Here is an 18,340-nt window from a genome sequence, read left to right as displayed (position 1 = left end):
GGCCGCCCGGCGCCCGCCCGTGAGGCGGGGTCCGGCGGCCCGCGCGGGCGTCACTCCTGCGGCAGGGCGTGCTCCGTCGTGTACACCTGCCCGGCCCGCATGATCCGCACCACGTGCGATTCGCAGTTGGGGCAGAGCGGGCGCGTCAGCGGCGACGGCACCCGCCCGCCGTCCGCCGGATCGTGGTAGGTGACGAAGGGCCGTCCGTCGAGGTCGGTGTGGTGCCGTATCTCATACGCGCGCTCCCAGCCGTGGCCGCAGTGCATGCAGGCGAAGGAGTACTCCTCGTGGCCGGCCGTGTCCCTGGGGTCCATGGGAACCTCCTCGCGGTTCTCCTTCCTACCAGTGGACTCCTTCCCGGCCCGAAATGCACGGGCGGGCCCGCCGTTCCCCGCCCTGGACCCCGCCGGCGCCCTGTCCGCCCCGGGCCCGCCCGCGGTCCGGCCCCCTCAGGCCGTCCCCGCGTTCTTCGCCGCGACCACCGCGTCGAACACCTCCCGCTTGGGCAGCCCCGCCGCGCGCGCCACCTCCGCGATGGCCTCCTTGCGGCGCTCCCCGGCGGCCTCGCGCACCGCCACCCGGCGCACCAGCTCGGCGGCGTCCACCGTGCCGGGCGCCTCGGCGGGCGCGCCCTCGACGACGACGGTGATCTCGCCCCGCACGCCCTCCTCCGCCCAGGCGGCCAGCTCGCCCAGCGTGCCGCGCCGCACCTCCTCGTAGGTCTTGGTCAGCTCCCGGCACACCGCGGCCCGGCGGTCGGCGCCGAAGGCCTCCGCCATCGCGGCCAGGGTGGCGGCCAGCCGGTGCGGGGCCTCGAAGTAGACCAGCGTGCGGCGCTCCCCGGCCGCCTCGCGCAGCCGCGCCAGCCGCTCGCCCGCCTTGCGCGGCAGGAAGCCCTCGAAGCAGAACCGGTCCACCGGCAGCCCCGACAGCGCCAGCGCGGTCAGCACGGCGGACGGCCCGGGCACGGCCGTGACCCTGATCCCGCGTTCGACGGCGGCGGCCACCAGCCGGTAGCCGGGGTCGGAGACCGACGGCATCCCCGCGTCCGTGACCAGCAGCACCCTGGAACCCCCCGACAGCGCGTCGGCCAGCTCCGGCGTCCGCGCTGCCTCGTTGCCCTCGAAGTACGACACCACCCGGCCGGAGATCCGCACCCCCAGCGCCTGGGTGAGACGCCGCAGCCGCCGGGTGTCCTCGGCGGCGACGATGTCGGCCCCCTCCAGCTCGGCCGCGAGCCGGGGCGGTGCGTCGGCGGTGTCGCCGATGGGTGTGCCTGCCAGTACGAGTGTTCCGCTCACCCCGCCATCCTCGCAGCTCCGGCGGTGACCGGGAGCGGTGTGGCCCCGCCCGGCCACCGGTGCGCGGCGCCGCGCCGCGGGGCCGTTCCCTACGATGGCCCGCGTGACCAGTGACACCGCGACTCAGGCCCGGCACGGGGAGCCCGTCGGGGAGCAGATCCCGTCGTGGCGCGGGCGGCTGCGGCGCTACGGATACGCACCGCCGCCCCGGGCGGGCGCGCGGGAGCGGCTGGTGCCGCCGTACCCGGAGCCCGGCAGCGGCCGGGTGTGGAGGCTGTTCGGGCTGGACGGGGACGACGCGCGGCTGCTGGGCCGCTGGACGGCGTGGGGCGGCCCGGTCCTCGTCGCGCTCCTCGCCGGCCTCCTGCGCTTCTGGAACCTCGGCTCGCCGCACGCGGTGATATTCGACGAGACGTACTACGCCAAGGACGCCTGGGCGCTGTACCGGCTCGGCTACGAGGGCACCTGGCCCGACGGCGCCAACGACACCATCCTCGACAACCCCGCGGCGGCCCCGCTCAGTGAGGCCGCCGCGTACGTGGTGCACCCGCCCGTGGGCAAGTGGGTCATCGCCCTGGGCGAGGCGGCGTTCGGCCTCACACCGTTCGGCTGGCGCTTCATGATGGCGGTGCTCGGCACGCTGTCGGTGCTGATGGTCTGCCGCATCGGGCGCCGGCTGTTCCGCTCCACGGCCCTGGGCTGCCTGGCGGGCCTCCTGCTGGCCGTGGACGGGCTGCACCTGGTGATGAGCCGCACCGCGCTGCTCGACCTGGTGCTGATGTTCTTCGTGCTGGCGGCCTTCGGCTGCCTGCTGATCGACCGCGACCGCGCCCGCGCCCGGCTGGCCGCGGCCCTGCCGCCGGACGGACGGCCCGACGCGGGAGCCGGCGACCGGCTGGGCCTGGGCGCACGCCCCTGGCGCCTGGCCGCCGGGCTCTGCCTGGGCCTGGCCTGCGCCACCAAGTGGAGCGGCCTGTACGTCCTGATCGCCTTCGGGGTCCTGACGGTCCTGTGGGACGCCGCCTCCCGGCGCACCGCCGGGGCCCGGCGCCCCCATCTGTCGATGCTGCGCCGGGACGCCGTCCCCGCCTTCCTCTCCCTGGTGCCGGTCGCCGTCGCCGCCTACGTGGCCTCCTGGGCCGGCTGGTTCGCGAGCCGGGACGGCTACTTCCGCACCTGGGCGGAGGGCCGCCGGGGACTGTCGCCGGAGTCGCTGCCCATCCCCTTCACGGGGCTGGAGCTGTCCCTGCCCCGGTTCGACATGACCTGGGTCCCGGCCCCGCTGCGCAGCCTGTGGCACTACGAGAGCGAGGTCTACAGCTTCCACGTGGGGCTGACCTCCGAGCACACCTACCAGTCCCACCCGTGGAGCTGGCTGGTGACCGCCCGCCCGGTGTCGTACTTCTACGAGTCCTCCGACAGGGGCGAGAACGGCTGCACGGCGGAGGGCGGCTGCGCCCGCGAGGTGCTCGCGCTGGGCACCCCGCTGCTGTGGTGGGCGGCCTGCTTCGCGCTGCTGTACTGCCTGTACCGCTGGGCGCTGCGGCGCGACTGGCGCGCGGGCGCGATCCTGTGCGGGGTGGCGGCGGGCTGGCTGCCGTGGTTCCTGTACCAGGAGCGCACGATCTTCTACTTCTACGCGGTCGTCTTCGTGCCGTTCCTGTGCCTGGCGCTGGCGATGGCGATCGGCGCGCTCCTCGGTCCGCCCGGCTGCGCCGGGCGGCGGCGGGCGGTGGGCGCGGTGGGCGCGGGTGTGCTCGTGCTGCTGATCGTGTGGAACTTCGTCTACTTCCACCCGCTCTACACCGGGGTGCAGATCCCCAAGGACGCCTGGCAGTCCCGTATGTGGCTGGACACCTGGATCTGATCCCGGCCCCGGACCCCGGACCCCGGCCCCCGCGAGCCCCGCGGCTCCCGCGGCTCCCGCGGGTCCCGCGGGTCCCGGGGAAAAGCGGCGCCGCCCGCCGGTGAGACCGGCGGGCGGCGTTCTGAGACGGTCCGACGCGAGGCGCCGGTCGTTTCAGTGCTTCTTGATGGCGTTCTTGTTCTCGAGCTCCTGCTCGCCCTCCTGCTTCTGGCCCTGCTTGTTCTCCTGGCCCTGGCCCTGACCCTGGGCCTGCTCCTGCTTCGGGGCGACGTGGATGTCGGACTCCTTCTCCACCTTCACGATCTTCTTGACGTGGACCTCCTCCTTGGAGTTCCGCGAGCAGTCGAGGTTGTTGATGTCGCTCGACAGGATCGGGAGGTTGACGACCTCCAGGTTCGGGCAGGGCAGGATCTGCGCGTTGTTCTCGAACTTGGCCTCACCGGCGTGGGCGCTGGCGGCCCCACCCGCGAGGGCCATGGCGGCGGCGAAAGAAACGACGAGCGTCTTCTTCAGCATCATGCTGTCTTGTCTCCTTGACGAGAGAAGGAAGGTTCCGATGTCCCCGGCCGCCGCCGAGCGGCCGGATAACCGGTTTCCGGATTGCGGCCGCAGTTCGGCCGGCTCACCGGAAAGGCGGGAGTTGCCCCCACGTCGGCGACATTAACCCACTGAATCCCCGATTGCGCGCTTCTGTGTTTCTGCGTGTCCTGCGGAAAGCGGCGCCGGATCATCTCCGATCCGCGCGCCACCTGGGCTTCTGTGCCGCCACTGCGCCAAGCGGGTGTTGTTTCGGGCTATATCCCGTGAGCGTGTCATGGAAAGGCGAAAGGCCGCCCCGGTGTGCCGGGGCGGCCTTTCGGAGTGCTGTACCGGTGGTCCGGCCGGCTCCTCAGTGCTTGAAGGACCCGTAGGAGGAGACCTTCTTCGACTCCACGTAGGTGACCGAGCAGTCGAGGTTGTTGATGTCCGCCGACGCGATCGGGACGTTCAGCAGCTCCAGGTTGACGCAGGGGAGGATCTGCGCGTTGTTCTGGAACTTCGGGCCGTCCCCGGCGTGGGAGACGCCGGCTCCGCCGAGCACCAGGGCGGTGGCGGAAAGCGCGACGGCTGCGGTCCGCTTCATCTTCATGGCATGTACCTCCAATGTACGAAGCCGCTTCACGGGCTTGCGTGCGTAATGCTAGGAACTAGCGAGCCGAGTACACCGTAAGCCTTGCCGCGCGCCGCGCGACTCTTTTCTGCTCCATACGTGTCACGGGCCCGCGCCGCCGGCTGCGGCGCGGGCCCGTGACGGTAATTGCCGGAAGGAGGATCGGCCTTCTGCTTCGTAGTGACAACGACGGTGAGGGGCGATGGTTGTGCTTCCGGAAGAGTGAAAGAAGTGATGCCGTGCGCATGAGCGGGTAATCGGAGCCTCTTTCCGTCATTCATCTTCCGAAAAACACACTAATCATTCCCGTGGTGGAGGGGGAAAGCCGCGCGGACGTTTTGCGGAGCACCGCCGTGCTCCGGCCCGGACGCCTGGCCCCGGTCCGTGCCACCCGTGTGCTCTAGGGTTCTTCGCACGGGTCCCCGGCGGTGTGGTCCGGGGCAGGGGCGGAGATTCGGGAGACTCATGCGTGACGGTCGGAAGGTGGCGGTGATCGGAGCGGTCTTCACCGCCGTGGTCGGAGCCGCCGGGTTCGGGGCGTACACCCTGATCGGCGACAGCGGCGCGGCCGGCGGCGAGGGCGGGCAGGACGTGGCCTTCTCCGACGGCCGGGCCGGTGAACCGGCGGTCCGGACGGGCCCGCCCTCGCCGGAGGAGGTCCGCGAGACCGCCGGAAGGTTCCTGAGGGCGTGGCAGGAGGGGAAGGCCGGCGAGGCCGCCGCGCTGACCGACGACGAGGCCGCGGCCGCCGAGGCCCTGGCCGGCTTCCGCAAGGACGTCCGGGCCTCGGGCGTGCGCCTGGAACCGGGCGCCGCCGCGGGCGCCGACGTCCCGTTCACGGTGACGGCCGAGTTGGAGTACGACAAGGGGGAGAGGCCCGCCACCTGGACGTACGAGTCGGAGCTGACCGTCGTACGGGACGACGGCAGCGGCGAGCCCGTCGTCGACTGGGAGGCGTCCGTCCTCCACCCCGCGCTCACCGGCGGCCAGAAGCTGCAGACCGCCGCTTCCGGGGCCCCGCCCATCAAGGCCCTGGACCGCAACGGCGCCGAGCTGACGGCCGAGGCCCACCCCGAACTGGCCGCGATCCTGGCCGATCTGCGCAAGCGCTTCGGCGGCAGGACCGACGGGAAGCCCGGTTACGAGACCCGGATCGTCGACGCGGCCGGCAAGGAGGTCAAGACCCTCAAGCGGCTCAGCAAGGGCACCCCGGGCGAGCTGAGGACCACGCTGGACGCCAAGGTGCAGAAGGCCGCCGTCCAGGCCATCGCAGGCAAGCCCAAGGCGTCGGTCGTCGCGCTGAAGGCCGGCACCGGAGAGATCCTGGCCGTCGCCAACACCCCGGCGGACGGCTTCAACACCGCCCTCAGGGGCTCCCTCGCCCCCGGCTCCACGATGAAGGTCGTCACCGCGTCGATGCTCATCGAGAAGGGCCTGGCCTCCAGCGCCAAGCAGCACCCCTGCCCGAAGTACTTCACACACGGCGGCTGGAGGTTCCAGAACCTCGACAAGTTCGAGATCGAGGGCGGCACCTTCGCGCAGTCCTTCGCCGCCTCCTGCAACACCGCCTTCATCAGCCAGGCCGGCGAGCTGTCGGACGACGACCTCACCAAGCAGGCCCGCGACGTCTTCGGCATCGGGCTGAACTGGCAGGTGGGCACCGCCACCTTCGACGGCTCGGTGCCCGTGCAGTCCGACGCGCAGATGGCCGCCTCGCTGATCGGGCAGGGCGGTGTCCGGGCCAACCCGCTGATCATGGCCTCGGTGTCGGCGACGGTGAAGAGCGGCGTCTTCAGCCAGCCGTACATCGTCTCGCCCGAGGTGGACGGCCGCACCCTGGCCAAGGCCCCGCGCACCCTCTCCCCGGCCGTCTCACAGGAACTGCGCTCGCTGATGCGGCTGACGGCCACCAGCGGCTCGGCGGCCGAGGCGATGGCCGGCGCCACCGGCGACTTCGGGGCCAAGACGGGCTCGGCCGAGGTGGACGGCCAGAAGAAGCCCAACGCCTGGTTCACCGCCTACCGGGGCGACATCGCCGCGGCGGCGGTCGTCCCGGCCTCCGGCCACGGCGGCAAGAACGCGGGCCCGGTCGTCCGCCAGGTGCTCGACTCCGTCGGCTGACCCCGCCCCCGGGCGGACCCCGGACCCCGTACGGCCCGCGCGGGACGGCATCGCGCGGGCCGTGCCCGCTGTGCGGGGGGCGCCCCGGTCCGGCCGGGCGCGCTCCACCGGGATCGCGCTGTGAACTCTCTGTGACGAACGTCTCCCCGTAGCCTTTGCGGAACGATACGGTACGGCCCCGAAACGTAAGACCGACGCCGCGAGAGAAGGCGGCTTCGGAAGAAGGGGGGACCCGTGCCCACTGACTACGCGTGCCAGGCGGCGGCCGAGCAGGCCGCCCGCGGCATCGCGCCCGTACGGGCGCTTCTGCTGCCCGCCCAGCGCTCCGCCCCGGCGCAGCAGGAGGAGGTCTCGGTCGTCATCCGGTCGTTCATGGGCCCCGGTGCGGGCGGCAGGCCGCCCGCACCGGAGGACTCCGCGCCGCGCGTCGAGCCCGTCGGCGCCCCCATGGGCGCCGCGGTGCTGCTGAGCTTCCTCGACGGCCTGCGGGCGGACCTGAGCGGTGCGCTGGTCGACTGGTACTCCTCGATCCCCGCACAGCTCCCCGTGACGCTGGGCGCATCGGGCGCGGAGCCGTCGGACCGGAGCCCGGCGCGGCTGCCGAACGGCTGGCAGTCCCTGGCCGACCTGCAGAGCAACGCCCAGGACGTGCTGACCGTCCTGTCGAGCCGGCCGCGCGACGGACAGCAGGTCGGCCCCGCCGAGCTGAGCTGGCGGCTGGCCCTGCTGGAGGACGCGTTCTCCGGGGCGCTGCGCCGGATGGGCATCCCGGACCAGCCGGCGGCGGACTGCGCCGCCGAGCTGACGGTCGCCACCGGTTCGCTGTTCGGCCTCAACCGGCCGACCCCGCGCTCGGCCCCGGCCCAGCACAGCCCCTCGTACTGAGCCGGGGCCGGAAGGACGGTCCCGGCGCGGGCCCTCGCCGGCCCGGGCGCGGCGGTGCGGGGCCCGCGGCGGCGCCGCGGCGGACGGTGCGGGACGGTGCGGGTCGCCCCGGGGCGGGCGTGAGCGCGTGCGCCCGGGCGGCGACTAGGCTGAGAGGCTGACCAGCCCACCCGAAGACCACACCAGCCCGGCGCGCCGGGCAGCGGGAGCCCCATGGCCACGAACCTCGTCAATCTGGAAGCCGTCGGCAAGGTGTACGGCACCCGTGCGCTGCTCGACGGCGTCTCCCTCGGCGTCAGCGAGGGAGACCGGATCGGCGTCGTCGGGCGCAACGGCGACGGCAAGACCACCCTCGTCCGCATCCTGGCGAAGCTGGAGCCCGCCGACGACGGCCGGGTCACCCACGCCGGCGGGCTGCGGCTGGGAGTGCTCACCCAGCACGACTCGCTCGACCCGGCCGCCACCGTCCGGCACGAGGTCATCGGCGACATGGCCGACCACGAGTGGGCCGGGAACGCCCGCGTCCGCGACATCCTCACCGGACTCTTCGGCGGACTGGACCTGCCCGGCTTCCCGCAGGGGCTGGACACCGTCATCGGCCCGCTGTCCGGCGGCGAGCGGCGGCGCATCGCACTGGCGAAGCTGCTCATCGCCGAGCAGGACCTGATCGTGCTGGACGAGCCCACCAACCACCTCGACGTCGAGGGCATCGCCTGGCTCGCCGGGCATCTGCGCGCCCGGCGCTCGGCGCTGGTCTGCGTCACCCACGACCGCTGGTTCCTGGACCAGGTGTGCACGCGGATGTGGGACGTGCAGCGCGGCACCGTCCACGAGTACGAGGGCGGCTACAGCGACTACGTCTTCGCCCGCGCCGAGCGCGAGCGCATCGCGGCCACCGAGGAGGCCAAGCGGCAGAACCTGGTCCGCAAGGAGCTGGCCTGGCTGCGGCGCGGCGCCCCCGCCCGCACCAGCAAGCCCCGCTTCCGGGTCGAGGCCGCCAACGAGCTGATCGCCGACGTGCCGCCGCCGCGCGACAGCGCCGAGCTGATGAAGTTCGCCAACTCCCGGCTGGGCAGGACCGTCATGGACCTGGAGGACGTGACCGTCCAGGCCGGGCCCAAGGTGCTGCTCAAGCACCTGACCTGGCAGCTCGGTCCCGGCGACCGGATCGGCCTGGCCGGTGTCAACGGCGCCGGCAAGACCTCGCTGCTGCGCGCGATGGCGGACGCGGCGTACAGCGGCGGCGAGAAGCAGCCTGCGGCCGGCCGCATCAAGGTGGGCAGGACGGTGCGGCTGGCCTACCTCTCCCAGGAGGTCGCCGAACTCGACCCCGCCTGGCGCGTGCTGGAGGCCGTGGAGCGGGTGCGCTCGCGCGTGGACCTGGGCAAGGGGCGCGAGATGAGCGCCTCCCAGCTGTGCGAGCGCTTCGGCTTCGGCAAGGAGAAGCAGTGGACGCCCGTCGGGGACCTCTCCGGCGGCGAGCGCCGCAGGCTCCAGCTGCTGCGGCTGCTGATGGACGAGCCGAACGTGCTGTTCATGGACGAGCCGACCAACGACCTGGACATCGAGACCCTGACCCAGCTGGAGGACCTGCTCGACGGCTGGCCCGGCTCGCTGGTCGTCATCTCCCACGACCGCTACTTCATCGAGCGCACCACGGACCGGGTGTACGCGCTGCTGGGCGACGGCACGCTGCGGATGCTGCCGCGCGGGCTGGACGAGTACCTGGAGCGTCGCGAGCGGCTGCGCCGGGCCACCACCGCGCCCGGCGCCCCGGCCCCGGGGACGGCCGCCGCCGCGGCCGCCGCCCCGGCGGGGCAGGCCGGTTCCGCCGGTTCCACCAAGCCCGCCGCCGTCTCGCGGGCGGCGCAGAAGGAGTTGCAGCGCATCGAGCGCAGGCTGGAGCGGATCGAGGAGCGCCAGGCGGTGCTGCACGCCGAGATGGCCGAGCACGCCACCGATTTCGGTAAGGTCGCCGGGCTCGACGCCGAGCTGCGCGAACTGGCCGGTGAGCGTGACGAGTTGGAGACGCGCTGGCTGGAACTGGCCGACGGGGACTGACCGGGAACCGGCCGCGAGAGGCGGAGGCCGGCGGGTAACGGCCGGGGACGGCCGCGCCGGACGGGTAACGGCGAGGTCGCGGGCCGGTCTCACCTGGTGGCTCGGGACGGGAACCGGAGGCGGCTTTCCGGGTGTCCGGTGATAGAAAGAATTCCCTTCCGACCGTCGGCGCCAAGGGCCGACAACAGCCGAGAAGTGGCGGGCCATGTCCGATTCGCTCTGCCCCACGGGGGGCGAGGGGCTGGGCAGTCGGTCCGCGCGTGAATGAGGAAACCCATGTCGCAGCCGCCTCCGCCACCAAGTCAGCCGCCGTCCGGCGGTTTCGGTCCGCCCCCGGAGCAGCCGGACGACCGACCGGAGCAGCCGGAGCGGTCGGAGCAGCCCGAGCAGTCGGGACAGCCTGAACAGCAGCCTGGACAGCAGCCGGAGAGGGCCGAGCCGGAACAGCCTCCGCAGGTTCCGCTGTCCAAGTCGCCGCAGGCCCCGGCGGATCCGCCGGGGCAGCCGCCGCAGGCGTCCGCGGGCCCGCAGACGCCTCCGGGCCCGCCGTCGTACGGCTACCCGCAGCAGCCCGGCCAGCCCGGCCAGTTCGGCCAGCCCGGCCAGCCCGGCCAGTTCGGCGGGCCGGAACAGCCGGGCCCGCCCGGCCAGTTCGGCCAGGCGCCGCAGTTCCCGCCCGGCCAGCCCCAGGCGTACGGCTATCCGCAGCAGCCCGGCCAGATGCCCCAGGCGCCGTACGGCCAGGCCCCCGCGTACGGCCAGCCCCCTGCGTACGGGCAGCCACAGGCCTACGGCTATCCGCAGCAGCCCGGATACGGCCAGTACCCGACGCAGCCCGTGTACGGCGGCGGCGCGCAGCCGCCCGGCGGCAGCGGCGGCAGCAAGAACGCCAAGATCCTGGCCGTCGTCGCCGCGGTCGTCGCGGTCCTGCTCGTCGCGGGCGGCGGTGTCTGGTTCCTGACCAAGGACGACGGCGGCACCGAGGCCAAGAAGGGCGACAAGGGCACCACCCAGGGCGCCGACGGGGGCTCGGGCGACTCCGGCGGTTCCGGTGGCTCCGGCGGCGAGAAGGGCCTGATCGACGCCGAGCTCGCCTGGACGGTCGACCCGCCCAAGGTGGACAAGCAGGACATCATCGCGGAAGCGCCCGGCACGTGGTTCGTCGGCGGGAACATCGTCAAGGCCACGACGAGCTCCACCACGGCCTACGACATGAAGACCGGCAAGGTGGCGTGGTCCATCGACATGCCCCGCCCGAAGGACTGCACCGCCGCCTTCGAGATGTCCGAGGACCGGACGGTGGTCCAGTACGGGCGGCGCTGCGAGTTCGTCATGGGCATCGACCTGGCCGCGGGCAAGAAGCTGTGGAACAAGGAACTGCCGTCCAAGCGCGACAGCTCCTCGGAGTTCAGCTACACGGAGATGGCGGTCAGCGGTGACATCGCCGCGGCGGCCTGGATCGGCAACGCCGTCGGCTACGACCTGTCCACCGGCAAGGAGCTGTGGCAGCAGGAGGAGGGCTCCGACTGCAAGGACCGCGGCTACTCCGGGGGCGCCCAGCTCGTCGCCAAGCTGGAGTGCGGCTTCGGCGGCTCGCAGAAGGTCCAGGGAGTGGGCCCGGGCGGCAAGAAGAAGTGGCAGTGGGACGTCCCCGACGGCATCGAGGTCCTCAAGGTCCTGTCCACCGACCCCCTGGTCCTGGGGGTCAACGCCGGCGGCGAGTCCAGCATCGACATCACGGACGTGATGGTCCTCTCGGACAGCGGCAAGCTCCAGGACAAGATCTCCATCGACAAGGACCGCCACGAGCTGGGCTGCCGGGGCATCACGCTCAGCAACTGCCCCGGGACGGTGGTGGACGGCGAGACCATGTACATCTCCTCGAAGCCGCACCAGGGCGGCGACTACGGGCAGACCAGCGAGATCATCGCCTTCGACCTCACCACGGGCAAGTCGAAGTGGCTGGGGGAGCCGACCACGGGCGGCCGGATCGTCCCGGTCACCGTGGAGGACGGCTCGCTGCTCGCCTACGAGCTCCCCGGCTACGACAAGCCGGGGCAGGTCGTCAGGCTCGACCCGAAGACGGGCAAGCCGTCCCCGCGGATGAAGCTGCCGGAGAGCGGTGTGAAGCAGGAGTACGACATGGCCACCGGCTCCGATGTGCACCCGTTCTGGAAGGACGGCCACTTCTTCCTGGTGAACCACAGGTTCTACGCCACCGCCGGTCTCAGCGACCTGGCGATAGCCGCCTACAACTGAGGTTCCGCGGCCGCTCCCGGCCTGACGCGGCGGACCGCCGCCACCGCATCGGCCCCGCGCCCCTCCTGTGGAGGGACGCGGGGCCGCTCGCGTGGGTCCGCGGGAGTTCCCGCCGGTTCTTGCCGGAAGGGACGCGGGATGCCTGGGGAGCGTGTAGCTTCCGGGGGCAAGACGGAGCCGGGCGGCTCGAAGGGCCGTACGGGGCCCGGCCAGGCCCCGGGACGGGGCCGACGGAACGACAGGGGTGTGGATGACCGTGCGGCTCATGGTGGTCGACGACCACCGTCTGCACGCCGAGGCGCTCGCCTCGGCGCTGAAGTTGCGCGGGCACCGGGTGCTCGCCGCCGCCGCGCCGGCCGCGGGGGCGGCGGAACTGGTGGTCAGCAGGGCCCCCGAGGTGTGTCTGTGGGGCACGGCGTCGCCCGCCGAGCCCGGGGCGTTCGATCCAGTGGCGAGGATCAGGCGGGAGCGGCCGCAGACCGCCGTGGTGGTGCTGGGCCCGGTGCCCAGCCCGCGGGGGATCGCGGCGGCGTTCGCGGCGGGGGCGTCGGGCTACATACGGCACGACGAGCGGATCGAGGGCGTCGAGCGCGGCATGGTCAGGGCGCGGGCCGGGGAGGCGGCGGTGGCCCCGCAGCTGCTGCGGGGCGCCTTCGCGGACCTGCTCAACCCGAGGACCGAGCCGGACGACGAGGGCGTCAGGCTGCTGCGGATGCTCACCCCGCGCGAGGCCGAGGTGCTGGTGCGGGTGGCCGAGGGGGAGGACACCCGGACGATCGCGGTGGGCATGGGGATCGCGCCCAGCACGGCCCGTACCCATGTGCAGCGGGTGCTGATGAAGCTCGGGGTCGGTTCGCGGCTGGAGGCGGCGGCGCTGGCGGCCCGTACCGGACTGCTGGACCGGGCGGCGAGGGCGCGGGGCGGGGGCCCGCGCGGCGGTGCGGACAGGGGCGCGGGGCCGGGCTGACGCAACGGCCCCGCGCCCCTGTCCGTACGGCTGGAGGCGCGTGTCACTCCCCGGCCGGCGGTACGGTTCCCGGGCCGCCGTCGCCGGCCTCCCGCCGCGGCGGTGGCGGGACCGTGGGGCTCAGCCGCAGCCAGAGCAGGAACAGCAGCCCCAGCACCAGCATCGACAGCCCGGCCCAGAGGTTGATGTTGATGTCCTGGGCCTTGGCCAGGTCGGCGTCGGAGACGAAGACGCCCGCCGCGGTGACCAGGACGCCGTAGACCACGAAGAGCAGGCCGATGACACGGCGGATGTCGAACAGCCGGGCGGCGCTGGCCGAGCGCTCCTCCAGTTCGCGCTCCTCCTCCCGCCAGTCCGGCTCCGGGTCGCCCTTGCCGGCGCCGGGGACACCGGGGTCCGCGGGGTCGGAGGGACCGCGGGAGCCCGAGGGGCCGCGGTACTCGTGGGCGCCGTGCGGACCGCCTGCGCCGTTGTTGCCGTTCTCGCCGTTGCCGTCGTTCGTCATGGTGGATCACATCCTTCGCTGTGCGGTGCGCGGGGCGCTCAGAAGGAGAAGGGGATGTAGCAGAGGGCGGCGAGGATGATCGCGCCCCAGCCCAGCAGCGCGGGCCTGCGGTACCAGGCCTCGTCGCCCGCGGCCGGGGGTTCGGCCAGACCGGGGGAGCGGGTGCCGTACACCAGACCGGCCAGCCGCTCGACGGGCTTGGGCCTGGTCAGGGGGGTGAGGACCACGACGACGAGCGTGCCCACGACGAAGGCGACGATGGCGGAGACGAAGTTGGCGCCCTGGTCGGTGGGGATGTCGACCAGCCCGCCGCGGTAGAACCAGAAGTAGTTGACCATCGCCGCGACCGTGCCCGCCAGCAGCCCCCAGAAACCGGCCGCGGCCGTCATCCGCTTCCAGAACATGCCGATGATGAAGACGGTGAACAGCGGCACGTTGAAGAAGGAGAACAGCGTCTGCAGGTAGTTCATGATGTTGCTGAACGTCGCCGCGATGAACGCCGTCCCCATGCCCAGCAGCACGCCGACCGCGGTGACCACGCGCGCGGTGAGCACGTAGTACGAGTCCGGGCGGCCCTTGACCAGGTAGGGCCGCCAGATGTCGTTGGTGAAGACGGTGTTGAAGGCCGAGACGTTGGCGGCCATGCCGGCCATGAAGGCGGCGAGCAGACCGGTCACCGCGACGCCCAGCACGCCGTTGGGCAGCAGGTCCCGCATCAGCAGGGGGACCGCCTCGTTGTACTCCAGGCCGCTGCCCGGGCCGATGTCCGGTGCCACCACCAGTGCGACCAGACCGGGGATGACGACGATCGCCGGGATGAAGATCTTGGGGAAGGCGGCGATCAGCGGGGTGCGCTGGGCGGCGGAGAGGTTCTTGGCGGACAGGGCGCGCTGGACCTCGGCGAAGTTGGTCGTCCAGTAGCCGAAGCTGAGGGCGAAGCCGAGGCCGAGCACGATGGTGAGCCAGTTGGCGCCCAGCGGGTTGTCCGAGCCGATGCCGGTCCCGCCCCAGGCGGAGACGAAGTTCTCGCCCTGCGAGGCGGTGAGCGAGTCGCGCAGCCCGCTCCAGCCGCCCACCCGGGTCAGCGCGAGGACGGTCAGCGGGATCAGGCCGGCCAGGATCACGAAGAACTGCACGACCTCGTTGTAGATGGCCGAGGACAGACCGCCCAGGGTGATGTAGAGCAGTACGAACAGGCCCGAGACCACGATGGACACCCACTGCGGCCAGCCCAGCAGCGCCTCCAGCACGATGGCCAGCGCGTAGAGGTTGACGCCCGCGATCAGCACCGAGGCCGCCGAGAACAGGATGCCGCTGAGCAGGTGGGACGAGGGACCGAAGCGGTGCAGCAGGAACTCGGGGACCGAGCGCACCCGGGACCCGTAGTAGAAGGGCATCATCACCAGGCCGAGGAAGACCATGGCCGGGATGGCGCCCACCCAGTACCAGTGCACGGTGTAGACGCCGTACTGCGCGCCGTTGGCCGCCATGCCCAGGATCTCCAGGGCGCCGAGGTTCGCCGCGATGAAGGCGAGGCCGGTCACCCAGGCGGGCAGTGAGCGGCCGGAGAGGAAGAAGTCCAGGCTGGTCTTGATGCTGCGCCGGGCAGCGAACCCGACTCCCAGGATGACGAGGAAGTAGACGGCCAGGATCGTGTAGTCCAGGGCGTTCGTGGGGAGCCGAAGGTCCTGGGCCAACTGGTACGACGGCATGAGCAGGTCGCCTCCATGGCGTGACGGGGCCTTCGTGGGGGGCGGCCCCTTGACGTCAATGTTCACTCATGGTTTTTTATGTTCGATTATGTTTGGGTCGTAGTATAGGGAGACCCCAGGTGAAAAAGACCTCGACCCGCCTCGCCGACGGCCGCGAACTCGTGTACTACGACGTTCGCGGCGGTCACGGCGCCGCGGAGCGCGACGCGGTGGACCGGCGCCCCCTGGACGCCGTCGCCACGGCGTCGGAGATCCGCCACGATCCCCTGCTCGGCGAGTGGGTCGCGGTCACGGCGCACCGCCAGGCCCGCACGTACCACCCGCCGGCCGACGAGTGCCCGCTCTGCCCGTCCCGCGACGGGCGCATGACGGAGATCCCAGCCGAGGACTACGAGGTGGCCGTCTTCGAGAACCGCTTCCCCTCCCTGGCCGGCCCCCCGGGCCCGGCGGCCGCGGAGGACGGCACCGGCCTCTTCCTGCGGGCCCCGGGCGCCGGGCGCTGCGAGGTGGTGTGCTTCACCTCCGACCACGAGGCGTCCTTCGCCGACCTCACCGAGGAGCGGGCCGCCCTGGTCCTGGACGCCTGGACCGACCGCACCGCCGAACTGTCGGCGCTGCCGGGCGTGCGCCAGGTGTTCTGCTTCGAGAACCGGGGCCGGGAGATCGGCGTCACCCTCGGCCACCCCCACGGCCAGATCTACGCCTATCCCTTCGTCACCCCGCGCACCGGGCGGATGCTGCGCTCGGCCGCCACCCACCGCGAGCGCACCGGCGGCAACCTCTTCGACGACGTCGTGGCCGCCGAGCGCGCCGACGGGCGGCGCGTGGTTCTGGAGACCGGCCACTGGACCGCCTTCGTGCCGCACGCCGCGCGCTGGCCGTACGAGGTGCACCTGTACCCCAGGCGGCGGGTGCCGGACATGACGGAGCTCCAGGCGGACGCCCGCGCCGAGTTCCCCGGCGTCTACCTGGAGCTGCTGCGGCGCTTCGACCGGATCTTCGGCCCCGGAGAGCCGCCCACGCCGTACATCTCCGGCTGGCACCAGGCGCCGCTGGGCCCGGACGGGGGGAAGGACTGGGCCGGACGGGCGGACTTCGCCCTCCACCTGGAACTCTTCACGGTCCGCCGCACGTCCGGGAAGCTGAAGTACCTGGCGGGCTCGGAGTCCGGCATGGGGGTCTTCATCAACGACGTGCCGCCCGAGAGCGCGGCGCAGCGACTGCGGGAGGTGGCGAGCCGGTGAGCGGCACGTATCTGGTGACCGGCGGGGCCGGCTACGTCGGGAGCGTCGTCGCGGCGCACCTGCTGGAGGCGGGACACCGGGTGACGGTGGTCGACGACCTGTCCACCGGCTTCCGCGCGGGCGTGCCGGCGGGAGCGGACTTCGTCCAGGGGCGCATCCAGGACGCCGCCGACTGGCTGGACCCTTCCTGTGACGCCGTGCTGCACTTCGCGGCCAGCTCCCAGGTCGGCGAGTCCGTCGTCCACCCCGAGAAGTACTGGCGCAACAACGTCGGCGGCACGATGGCGCTGCTGGACGCGATGCGCGGGGCCGGTGTGCGCACCCTGGTCTTCTCCTCCACCGCCGCCACCTACGGCGAGCCCGAGGAGGTCCCCATCCGCGAGGACGCCCCCACCGCCCCCACCAACCCCTACGGCGCCTCCAAGCTCGCCGTCGACCACATGATCGCCGGCGAGTGCGCGGCCCACGGCCTGGCCGCCGTCTCGCTGCGCTACTTCAACGTCGCCGGCGCCTACCGCAGCGCGCACGGCGCCCTCGGCGAGCGCCACGACCCCGAGTCGCACCTCATCCCGCTGGTGCTCCAGGTCGCGCTCGGGCAGCGGGAGGCGATCTCGGTCTACGGCGACGACTACCCCACCCCCGACGGCACCTGCGTACGCGACTACATCCACGTCGCCGACCTCGCCGAGGCCCATCTGCTGGCGCTGGACGCCGCGGAGCCCGGGGAGCACCTGGTGTGCAACCTGGGCAACGGCAGCGGCTTCTCCGTCCGCGAGGTGATCCGCACGGTCCGCGAGGTCACCGGCCACCCCGTGCCCGAGAAGACGGCTCCGCGCCGCGGAGGCGACCCGGCGTTCCTGGTCGCCTCCGCGGAGCGGGCCAGGCAGCGGCTGGGCTGGCGGCCCTCGCGCACAGATCTGAAGGACATCGTCGCCGACGCCTGGGCCTTCGCCCGGGGCAGGGCGCTGGACTCCGCCGGCGGCGGCGAGGGGAGCGGAACGTGAACGGGCCCCTGGACCCCGAGGCCGGGGCCGAGGCGGAGGCGGAGGCGCTGAACGCGGCGCAGACGGCGGAGGCGGCCGACGGCTTCCGCGCGGTCCACGGCGGTGAGCCCACCGGGATCTGGGCCGCGCCGGGCCGCGTCAACCTCATCGGCGAGCACACCGACTACAACGACGGCTTCGTCATGCCGCTCGCCCTGCCGCACACCACCCGGGTGGCGGCGGCCCGCCGCGACGACGGCGTGCTGGCCCTCCACTCGTCCGACGTGTCGGGCGGCACGGTGCGCCTGCCGGCCGAGAAGCTCGCGCCCGGCGCCGCCGACGGCTGGGCCGCGTACCCGGCCGGCGTGGTGTGGGCGCTGCGCGAGGCCGGCCTGCTGTCCGGCCGGGAGGGGGGCGCCGACCTCTACGTCCGCAGCGATGTGCCCACCGGCGCGGGCCTGTCCTCCTCGGCCGCCCTGGAGGTCGCCACGGCGGTGGCCCTGAACGACCTGTACGGCCTGGGGCTGGCCCCCGAGCGGATCGCCCGGCTCTGCCAGCGGGCCGAGAACGAGTTCGTCGGCGTCCCCTGCGGGATCATGGACCAGATGGCGTCGGCCTGCTGCACGGCCGGGCACGCCCTCCACCTCGACACCCGGGACCTGGCCGCCCGCCAGGTCCCGTTCGACCTGGCCGCCGCGGGCCTGCGGCTGCTGGTGGTGGACACCCGCGTCAAGCACGCCCTGGGCGACGGCGAGTACGCCCGCCGCCGGGCGGGCTGCGAGGAGGCCGCGGCGGCCCTGGGGGTCGCGGCCCTGCGCGACGTTCCGTACGGGGAGCTGGACGCGGCGCTGACCGGGCTGGCCGATCCGGCGCTGCGGCCGCTGGTGCGCCATGTGGTCACCGAGAACCGGCGGGTGGAGGAGGTCGTGGGCCTCCTCGACGCGGGCGACCCCCGCTCGATCGGCCCGGTCCTGACCGCCGGGCACGCCTCGCTGCGCGACGACTTCGCCGTCTCCTGCCCCGAGCTGGACCTGGTGGTGGAGACGGCGAACGCGGCGGGCGCGCTGGGCGCCCGGATGACCGGCGGCGGCTTCGGCGGCTCCGCGGTCGTCCTGGTGGAGGCGGACGGGGCGGAGGAGGTCGGCGCGGAGGTCGCCGACGCCTTCGAAGCCGCGGGCCACCCGGCCCCGCGGCTTTTCGAGGCGGTGCCCTCGGAGGGGGCACGCCGGCTGGACGGGTGAGGCGCCGGTCCGTGCCCGGCCGGTGGTCGGCGCGGTGGTCGGCG

15 protein-coding genes are annotated in these 18,340 nt (G+C 73.2%); 9 read left to right on the top strand and 6 right to left on the bottom strand.

Annotated elements, in window-relative coordinates; all coding sequences use genetic code 11:
* Nucleotides 1-50: 50 nt before the first annotated feature.
* Nucleotides 51-314: a hypothetical protein gene (locus ACLIYP_RS04990; RefSeq protein WP_412711915.1), complete on the bottom strand. Its 264-nt coding sequence runs from the start codon at nt 312-314 to the stop codon at nt 51-53.
* Nucleotides 315-449: 135 nt separating this feature from the next.
* Nucleotides 450-1,301 (bottom strand): 16S rRNA (cytidine(1402)-2'-O)-methyltransferase, encoded by an 852-nt coding sequence (gene rsmI, locus ACLIYP_RS04985; protein ID WP_412711914.1) that lies wholly within the window; start codon nt 1,299-1,301, stop codon nt 450-452.
* 94 nt (nt 1,302-1,395) lie between these two features.
* Here rsmI and ACLIYP_RS04980 point away from each other — a divergent pair, with 94 nt between their 5' ends.
* A complete protein-coding gene (locus tag ACLIYP_RS04980; RefSeq protein WP_412711913.1) occupies nt 1,396-3,168 on the top strand; it encodes a dolichyl-phosphate-mannose--protein mannosyltransferase in 1,773 nt (590 codons plus the stop codon).
* Between the two features lie 153 nt (nt 3,169-3,321).
* Here ACLIYP_RS04980 and ACLIYP_RS04975 read toward each other — a convergent pair whose 3' ends face one another.
* Nucleotides 3,322-3,687, bottom strand: coding sequence for a hypothetical protein (locus tag ACLIYP_RS04975; RefSeq protein WP_412711912.1), 366 nt, complete (start codon nt 3,685-3,687; stop codon nt 3,322-3,324).
* Between the two features lie 370 nt (nt 3,688-4,057).
* Nucleotides 4,058-4,297, bottom strand: coding sequence for a hypothetical protein (locus ACLIYP_RS04970; RefSeq protein ID WP_412711911.1), 240 nt, complete (start codon nt 4,295-4,297; stop codon nt 4,058-4,060).
* Nucleotides 4,298-4,783: 486 nt separating this feature from the next.
* On the opposite strand from ACLIYP_RS04970, the gene ACLIYP_RS04965 reads away from it, so the two are divergent.
* The 5 genes from ACLIYP_RS04965 (at nt 4,784) to ACLIYP_RS04945 (ending at nt 12,611) form a co-directional block, all read left to right on the top strand.
* On the top strand, nt 4,784-6,439 hold the full coding sequence (locus ACLIYP_RS04965; RefSeq protein ID WP_412711910.1) for a penicillin-binding transpeptidase domain-containing protein: 1,656 nt from the start codon (nt 4,784-4,786) through the stop codon (nt 6,437-6,439).
* Nucleotides 6,440-6,673: 234 nt separating this feature from the next.
* Complete coding sequence (locus tag ACLIYP_RS04960) at nt 6,674-7,324, top strand: hypothetical protein (RefSeq protein ID WP_412711909.1); 651 nt, start codon at nt 6,674-6,676, stop codon at nt 7,322-7,324.
* A 213-nt stretch (nt 7,325-7,537) separates the two neighbouring features.
* Nucleotides 7,538-9,385 carry an ABC-F family ATP-binding cassette domain-containing protein gene (locus ACLIYP_RS04955; protein ID WP_412711908.1) on the top strand — a complete coding sequence of 616 codons (1,848 nt, stop codon included), beginning with the start codon at nt 7,538-7,540 and terminating at the stop codon, nt 9,383-9,385.
* A 276-nt stretch (nt 9,386-9,661) separates the two neighbouring features.
* Nucleotides 9,662-11,644 (top strand): outer membrane protein assembly factor BamB family protein, encoded by a 1,983-nt coding sequence (locus ACLIYP_RS04950; RefSeq protein ID WP_412711907.1) that lies wholly within the window; start codon nt 9,662-9,664, stop codon nt 11,642-11,644.
* Between the two features lie 250 nt (nt 11,645-11,894).
* Nucleotides 11,895-12,611 (top strand): response regulator transcription factor, encoded by a 717-nt coding sequence (locus tag ACLIYP_RS04945; RefSeq protein WP_412711906.1) that lies wholly within the window; start codon nt 11,895-11,897, stop codon nt 12,609-12,611.
* Between the two features lie 43 nt (nt 12,612-12,654).
* On the opposite strand, the gene ACLIYP_RS04940 is transcribed toward ACLIYP_RS04945, so the two are convergent.
* Both ACLIYP_RS04940 and ACLIYP_RS04935 read right to left on the bottom strand, forming a co-directional pair.
* Nucleotides 12,655-12,942: a hypothetical protein gene (locus ACLIYP_RS04940; RefSeq protein WP_412711931.1), complete on the bottom strand. Its 288-nt coding sequence runs from the start codon at nt 12,940-12,942 to the stop codon at nt 12,655-12,657.
* A gap of 212 nt (nt 12,943-13,154) precedes the next feature.
* A complete protein-coding gene (locus ACLIYP_RS04935; protein WP_412711930.1) occupies nt 13,155-14,828 on the bottom strand; it encodes a sodium:solute symporter family protein in 1,674 nt (557 codons plus the stop codon).
* A 119-nt stretch (nt 14,829-14,947) separates the two neighbouring features.
* Here ACLIYP_RS04935 and galT point away from each other — a divergent pair, with 119 nt between their 5' ends.
* The 3 genes from galT to galK are packed head-to-tail and all read left to right on the top strand — an operon-like array spanning nt 14,948 to nt 18,296.
* On the top strand, nt 14,948-16,072 hold the full coding sequence (gene galT, locus ACLIYP_RS04930; protein WP_412711905.1) for a galactose-1-phosphate uridylyltransferase: 1,125 nt from the start codon (nt 14,948-14,950) through the stop codon (nt 16,070-16,072).
* The gene (galE, locus tag ACLIYP_RS04925) at nt 16,069-17,076 is read left to right on the top strand and encodes a UDP-glucose 4-epimerase GalE (protein WP_412711904.1); all 1,008 of its coding nucleotides are present in this window, start codon (nt 16,069-16,071) and stop codon (nt 17,074-17,076) included. The genes galT and galE overlap by 4 nt, the downstream gene beginning before the upstream one ends.
* A 47-nt stretch (nt 17,077-17,123) precedes the next feature.
* A complete protein-coding gene (gene galK, locus ACLIYP_RS04920; protein WP_412711929.1) occupies nt 17,124-18,296 on the top strand; it encodes a galactokinase in 1,173 nt (390 codons plus the stop codon).
* Nucleotides 18,297-18,340: the final 44 nt, after the last annotated feature.

Source organism: Streptomyces nanhaiensis (genome assembly GCF_046614825.1).
Lineage (GTDB): Bacteria > Actinomycetota > Actinomycetes > Streptomycetales > Streptomycetaceae > Streptomyces > Streptomyces radiopugnans.
The sequence above is the reverse complement of the archived record's forward strand: the minus strand, read 5'-3'. Positions and strand labels throughout refer to the sequence as shown.